We start from the raw sequence: 4,567 nt of genomic DNA, 5'->3' as shown, positions 1-4,567 counted from the left end.
CTGGGCATGAACCCGCCGCTGGCGCCCTGGCGCGATACGCATATCCAGATCGAAGGCCCGGCTGTCGCCGATCTCCAACGCAGCTTCGCCGAGGATTGGTATTGGGTGACGGGCAAGCTGCCGCCGATGGCTACGCCACGTGACGCTCATGGACCGGCGCTGACCCTGATCGCCGCCACGGGCCCGGCGGATAATCAGGAAAGCTGCTCGCTGTACTTCGTCAGCGCCATCCATGCCGCCACTCGACGTGTCTGGATAACCACCCCGTACTTCGTACCGGACCAAGCCGTCATGGCCGCCTTGCGTCTGGCCGTATTCCGTGGCGTGGACGTCCGTGTGCTGATCCCTTCGCGCCCCGACCACTATGCCGTCTTTCAGGCGTCCGGCCTGTATGCGCACGAAGCCGTGCTCGCCGGCGCACGGATGTTTCGCTACCAACCCGGTTTCATCCACCAGAAGGTGATGCTGATCGACGACGACACCGTGTCGATCGGCTCGATGAACCTGGATAACCGCTCGTTCCGCCTGAATTTCGAGATCGGCGCATTGAACATCGACCCGGCCTTCGCCGCCGAGGTCGAAGCGATGTTGCTGGCCGATTTTGCACAGGCGCGTCAGATCGTCCCGGCCGATTATGAAAGGGCCCCGTATCTTCGGCGCCTGATCATGCATGTTGCTCGACTGTTCGACCCTGTCCTTTGACTTTGAAGCGAGAGAATCGATGATCCGCCGTCTGGCCTTGTTGCTCCTCCTCTTGACCACCGCCTCCGTGCATGCCGAAGCCCAGCATTTCGTCGAACGCAAGCTCAACCTGGACGGCCATACCTATCGCTATCAGGTTTTCGTGCCAGCCGGCTGGACGGCCAAACGCGAATGGCCAGTGGTGCTGTTCCTGCATGGCAGCGGCGAGCGCGGCGCGGACAACCAGAAGCAGATGACCCAGGGCTTGCCGCCGTGGCTGCGCGACCACGGTGCGGATTTCCCGGCCGTGGTGGTTATCCCGCAGGCTCCCGACGATACGCTGTGGAACGGCCAGAGCGAGCGCATGGCCATGCAGGCGTTGCGCGAAAGCGTCAAGGCCTATCGCGGCGACAAGCACCGGGTGTACCTGACCGGCCTGTCGATGGGCGGCTATGGCTCATGGCAGTTCGCCATCGATCATCCCGGCGTGTTCGCGGCGGCGGCGATCATCTGCGGCGGCATCGAAGGCCCGGCGGACGAGCCGGAGCTGAAGGTCGGCAATCCCCCGGCCGGGCGCGATCCCTACGGTTGGGTGGCCGATCGCGTGGGCCGGCTGCCTGTGTGGATCTTCCATGGCAGCGCCGACACCGTCGTCCCGCCGGAAGGCTCGCGCCGGATGCATGCCGCGTTGGAAAAACGGGGCACCGATGTGCGCTTTACCGAGTTCCCCGGTGTCAACCATGGATCCTGGGTGCCGGCCTATGCCACCGCCGAGCTTTGGCCGTGGATGTTCTCGCACAAGGTTGCCGAACCCGAGCTTTGACCGTCTCTGTAGGTGCCGATTTGACCATCGGCTTCCGACAAATGATAATAAATCTCATTTGTAATTAGGGGCGGACAGCGTGATCACAATTTGCGCGCTCGCGCTGTGCCTGCTCGGCGGCGGCCTGGTTTTCCTCGCCAGCAGTCGGCAAACCTGGCGGCGAACGCTCCTGCCCGTCGCCGCCCGCGCGATCGGTTGGCTGTGCCTCGGCCTGAGCGCCTGGGCGTGGATCGCCTCGGCCGGCCTGGGCGCCGGGTTGAGCGCCCTGCTGGTCAATCTGATGTTGGTCTGGGTAAGCCTGCCATACCTGGCTTGGTGGCGCGGGGTCGCGCGGTGATCGCCCGTTGCCTGGCCGGCACGCTGCTCGGCTTGCCGCTCTCCGCTGCCTTGATCGGGCTGCTGTACGCGCTTCCCGGCGGCCAGCGCGCCTTGATTGCCCTCCTGCTGCTGTTTTTCCCGTTGTGGATCGCCTGTATGACTGCGGCATATTTCTTCCGCAACGGCCGCCAGGCTTGGTTGAGCCTGGGCACCGCCAACATACTGGCCTTTGCCGCGCTCTGGCTCGCACATCGTTTCGCCGGGGCCTGACGACATGAAAGCAAGCACCCTGCGCACCTTTCAGGTCGTTCACACGTGGACCGGACTTCTGGCCGGCTTTGCCTTGTTCATCGCCTTCTATGCCGGCGCGCTCACCGTCTTCCACGACGACATCGCCACCTGGCAGACACCGCCGTGGCGTGCGGCGCCAAGCGCCAAAGTATCGACACAGGCCCTGATCGATCGGCTCGTCGCACGACATCCGCAGGCGCGCGCCGATTTCGGCATCGTGCTGCCGCGTACACCGGGACAAGCGCCCTATGCATTCTGGTTCGACAACGGCCAGACACACTTCGCGACGGCCGATGAACTGGGCCACCCGGGCGACGAAGGCAATCGCAACGATCTGGCCGACTTCGTCTATGCCCTGCACGATTCGCTCGGCTTTCCTACGATCGGCCTTTATTTCATGGGCATCGTCAGCGTGCTGTATGGGCTGGCGCTGGTGTCCGGCGTGATTCTGCACCTGCCGCAGTTAATGAAAGACCTCTTTGCCATGCGGGTGGGCAAGAACCTGAAACGGTTATGGCAGGACGCGCATAACGCCATCGGTGTACTCAGTCTTCCTTTCCATATCGTGTTCGCGCTGACCGGTGCGGTGTTCTGCCTGTTCACGGTGACCATGCTGGCGCTCAATACCGCGGCCTTCGACGGCAAACTGTTCGACGCCTTTGCCGACGCGACACGAACAGAACCGGTGCGCGAAGCCGCGGGCGTGGCGGCACCGATGCTTGGATACGACGCGCTGATTGCCCGCGCCGCCGACATTGCGCGCTCGCACGGCGCCACCGATTTCGAAGCGGACTACCTGCACTTCACCCATTACGGCGACCGTAATGGTGTGGCAATGGTGCGGGGACTGTCCGATCGTGCACTGGATATCTACGGCTATATCGCACTCGATGCAGCGAGTGGCCACGAGCTGATGCACAGCGTCGGCCAGACGCGCAGCGGCAACAGCATCGTCTACTCCGCCATGTACGCGCTGCATTTCGGCAATTTCGGCGGCCGCGCCGTACAGTGGTTGTACTTCCTGCTCGGTCTGGCCGGTGCGTTCCTGTTTTACTCCGGCAACCTGTTATGGATCGAATCGCGGCGCAAACGCCGCCACGCCGACCAGCCATTGAAGACCCGCGTCATGGCGCGCGCGACAGTCGGCGTATGCATCGGCTCATGCCTGGCCATTTCCGGCGCGTTCGCCGCCACGATGATCGCCGACGGACTGGGCATCGAAGCGGCCGGTCCGCAGCGCATCGCCTGCTACGGCTTGTTCTTCGCCGCTTGCGTCTACGCCTGCCTTCGTCCGATCGCGCGCGCGACGGCAGAGCTACTCGTTGCCACGGGGATACTCACGGTTGTGGTGGCGGTAGTCGATCTGCTGCGCAACGGTTCGGCCTGGACGCAACTGTGGACATCGCAAACGGTTGCCGTGCTCGGCATCGATCTGGCTGGCATCGGTCTGGGCAGCGTCTTTCTGCTATTCGCACGCGCCGCTCGCATACGTGCAATGCATGGCGAAGAAAACAGTGTCTGGGCGGTGCGGCGCGCAGCAGACGCGCGCCAGCCATCAAGGTGACGGTTCAGCGCGTCGGCTTGCCATACCGGAAATACAACAATCCCGTAAGCGCCATGGCTGCCAGCGACATAGCTGCCGCAATGGCGAACATCAGCCCGTAGCGGCCGCCGGTGACGATCCAGCCACCCAAGGGACCGGTAATACCCAGCGCGACATCAATAAAGACCGAATACGCAGCCAACGCCGCACCGCGGTTGTTGATGCTCACGCGATTGACGGCTTCGACACCCAGCGCCGGAAAAATCAACGAGAAACCCATGCCGGTGAGTGCCGCGGCGACTATCGCCATGCCGGCGCTGCTGGCCAGGGCGAGCACGATCAAGCCCGCGCATTCGACCACGAACGAGATCATGGCCACGCGGTAACCGCCGAAACGCGAAATGACGCCGCCCAGCACCAGGCGCACGCCGACGAAGCATACGCCGAACACGCTCAGCGCCAACGCCGCGCCGTGCCAGTGCACGCTAGCGTAATAGAGCGTAATGAAGGTGGAGATCGTGCCGAAACCGATCGACCCCAGTGCCAATCCCATTCCATAGGGCGTGACGCGACCGAAGACATGACGCATCGGCAGACGCTCGCCGGACTGCACGCGCACGCCGGGACGGCCCATTGCAGCCAACAGGCTGGCCGCCATCAACAATGCACTGGACGCACCGATGGCAATGAAACCGAACCGGTCGACCAGTACCACGCCCAGCGGCGCACCCACCGCCAACGCACCGTAGGTGGCGATGCCATTCCAGGAAATCACCTTGGCCGTGTGTTCGGCACCCACCCGGCCAATGCCCCACATGATGCAACCGGTGCCTACACAGCTTTCGCCGAAGCCCAGGGCCAGGCGAGCCACCAGCATCAAACCCAGCGACAGCGGCGGCTGGCCGTGCGCC

6 protein-coding genes are annotated in these 4,567 nt (G+C 63.7%); 5 read left to right on the top strand and 1 reads right to left on the bottom strand.

The annotated features are described in order from the left end of the window. The 5 genes from VIM98_RS19195 to VIM98_RS19175 all read left to right on the top strand — a co-directional run. The coding region (locus VIM98_RS19195) for a phospholipase D-like domain-containing protein (protein ID WP_331994710.1) at positions 1-702 on the top strand (702 nt) is incomplete at its 5' end. Between the two features lie 19 nt (positions 703-721). Beyond that, entirely contained in the window at positions 722-1,504 is a 783-nt protein-coding gene (locus VIM98_RS19190) for a prolyl oligopeptidase family serine peptidase (protein WP_331994709.1), read from the top strand. 79 nt (positions 1,505-1,583) lie between these two features. Beyond that, the gene (locus VIM98_RS19185) at positions 1,584-1,841 is read left to right on the top strand and encodes a hypothetical protein (protein WP_331994708.1); all 258 of its coding nucleotides are present in this window, start codon (positions 1,584-1,586) and stop codon (positions 1,839-1,841) included. Then, positions 1,838-2,092 (top strand): hypothetical protein, encoded by a 255-nt coding sequence (locus VIM98_RS19180; protein WP_331994707.1) that lies wholly within the window; start codon positions 1,838-1,840, stop codon positions 2,090-2,092. The genes VIM98_RS19185 and VIM98_RS19180 overlap by 4 nt, the downstream gene beginning before the upstream one ends. Positions 2,093-2,096: 4 nt before the next feature. Further along, the gene (locus tag VIM98_RS19175; RefSeq protein ID WP_331994706.1) at positions 2,097-3,677 is read left to right on the top strand and encodes a PepSY-associated TM helix domain-containing protein; all 1,581 of its coding nucleotides are present in this window, start codon (positions 2,097-2,099) and stop codon (positions 3,675-3,677) included. Between the two features lie 4 nt (positions 3,678-3,681). Here the strand turns inward: VIM98_RS19175 and VIM98_RS19170 are convergent. Further along, positions 3,682-4,567, bottom strand: an 886-nt coding sequence (locus VIM98_RS19170; RefSeq protein ID WP_331994705.1) for an MFS transporter, incomplete at its 5' end; no start/stop codon positions are given.

This window comes from Dyella sp. (assembly GCF_036568765.1).
Lineage (GTDB): Bacteria > Pseudomonadota > Gammaproteobacteria > Xanthomonadales > Rhodanobacteraceae > GSA-30.
Note: the sequence above shows the minus strand (reverse complement) of the source record. Positions and strands in the feature narration are given on the sequence as shown.

Excerpts from the sequence above, each read along its gene's own strand:
- VIM98_RS19190 (WP_331994709.1), top strand. The coding sequence starts at position 722 with ATGATCCGCCGTCTGGCCTTGTTGCTCCTCCTCTTGACCACCGCCTCC.
- VIM98_RS19175 (WP_331994706.1), top strand. The coding sequence starts at position 2,097 with ATGAAAGCAAGCACCCTGCGCACCTTTCAGGTCGTTCACACGTGGACC.